This window comes from Conexibacter stalactiti, from assembly GCF_033542075.1.
Taxonomy (GTDB): Bacteria; Actinomycetota; Thermoleophilia; order Solirubrobacterales; family Solirubrobacteraceae; genus Conexibacter; species Conexibacter stalactiti.
Map to the genome: position 1 here is coordinate 1 of NZ_JAWSTH010000214.1, position 1952 is coordinate 1952.

General features: G+C 77.9%; 2 protein-coding genes. Both read right to left on the bottom strand.

Going from position 1 to position 1952, the window contains the following annotated elements; all coding sequences use genetic code 11:
- Positions 1-1668 (bottom strand): ABC transporter ATP-binding protein (locus R7226_RS31355; RefSeq protein WP_318601497.1); only part of this gene is annotated, 1668 nt, incomplete at its 3' end.
- Positions 1665-1952, bottom strand: a 288-nt coding sequence (locus R7226_RS31360; protein ID WP_318601498.1) for a hypothetical protein, incomplete at its 5' end; no start/stop codon positions are given. The genes R7226_RS31355 and R7226_RS31360, both read right to left, overlap by 4 nt.

A 1952-nucleotide genomic window follows, 5' to 3' on the forward strand; every position in this document is an offset into this window, starting at 1 on the left:
GCCGGGGGCGGCGGGGCCGGGCGCGGCGGTGCCGGGCGCGGCGGCCAGCCGCTCGCGCACCAGCGCGGCGCCTGACTCGGGGTCGAGCGCGCCGCCGGCGCCGCCGAGGATCCGCGCGGTCTCGGTCGCGAAGTACCAGCCGCCGGAGAGCACCTCCGCGACCGGCCCGTCAGCGATCGGCCGGCCGTCGCCGAGCAGCACGACGCGGTCGGCGAAGGCGGCGGCGAACTCCGGGTCGTGCGTCGCGACGAGCAGCGCGCTGCCGGCGCTCGCGAGCCGGCCCAGCAGTGCCGCGAGATCGGCCTTGTGGGCGCGGTCCATGCCGCGCGTCGGCTCGTCGAGGCAGAGCACGGCCGGCGGCTGCTCGTCGCCGAGCACGATCGCGAGCGCCAGCCGCTGGCGCTCGCCGCCGGAGAGGTCGCGCGGATGGCGCTCGGCGTGGGCGGCCAGCCCGGCCACCTCCAGCGCGGCGGCCGGCGCCTCGTCACGGACGTGCTCGTGCACGAGGTAGTCGTTCGGGTTCTGCAGCAGCAGCGCGACGCGGCCGGCGGCGGCGACGGAGCCGCGCGTCGGCTGCGCGAGCCCCGCGAGGTGCCGCAGCAGCGTCGACTTGCCGGCGCCGTTGCGGCCCATCAGCGCGACGCGCTCGCCCGGCTGCAGCTGGAGGTCGATCGCGCGCAGGACGGCGCGCCCGTCGGGCAGCTCCGACCAGAGGCCCTTGGTGCGCAGGGCAGCTCGATTGTCAGCGCGCGAACGCAAACGGCGCCGTGAGGGGGGCGAACCAGGGGCGCGGGCGGCTTCCCGGGTGGGTGGGAACTGCCTTTCTTCGGTCGCCGCGGTCGGTAGCGCGCCGGCGCTGCGGAGCGTGGCGCGGGCCTGCTTGACGCCGATCGGCGGCGGGGTCAGGCCGGCGCGGCGCAGCAGGCGGGCGCCGGGGGTCTCGAGGGGCGGCGCGGATTCTGCCGCCCACGCGAGGAACTCGGCCGGCGGCGCGTCGCAGGCGAGGCGGCCGCCGGCGAGCGCGAGCACGCGGTCGGCGGCGGCGAGGCAGCGCTCCAGGCGGTGCTCGGCGAGCACGATCGTCGTCCCCCACTCCTCGTTGAGCCGGCGCAGGAGGCCGATCAGCTCATCGCCGGCGACCGGGTCCAGCTGCGAGGTCGGCTCGTCGAGCAGCACCAGCCGCGGACGGCCGGCGAGCGCGGCGCCGAGCGCGACGCGCTGCAGCTCGCCGCCCGACAGCTCGTGGGTCGGACGCTCCAGCAGGTGCGCGACGCCGAGTGCCAGCGCCGCCTCCTCCACCCCGCGCGCGACCGCCGCCGGCGACTCGCCGCGGTTCTCCAGCGGGAAGGCCAGCTCGCTGCGGACCGTCCCCATCACGATCTGCGTCTCGGGATCCTGGAAGAGCGTGCCGACGACCGCCGCGAGCTGGCCGGGGCCGTGCGTGCGCACGTCGAGCCCGGCGACCGTCAGCTCGCCCGTGACCTCGCCGCCGTGGAAGTGCGGCACGAGGCCGCTGCCGGCGCGCAGCAGCGTCGACTTGCCCTCGCCCGAGCGGCCGGCGAGCAGCACGAACTCGCCGTCGCCGATCGTCACCGTCACGTCGTCGAGCGCCGGCCGGGCGCCGCCCGGATAGGTATACGAGAACTGCTTGAAGGCGAGGACCGTCATTCGATGCCGCGCCGGTCGAGGAACGGCAGCAGCGGCACGGCGACCAGCGCCGCGCACAGCGCGAACGTCGCCGCGTCCCAGCTGGCGACGATCCGCGGGTAGACCTCGAAGGCCGCCACGCCGGCGACGCGCGCGCCGATCGCCAGCGCGGTCACGACTGCCGCCGCGGCCGCGAACGCGATGTCGTGACGCGACCACGGCGCCGCCCCGCCGCGCGGCGTCCGCCGCGCCGCGCCGTAGCCGCGCACCTCCAGCGCCGCCGCGACCTCGACGGCGCGGTCGAG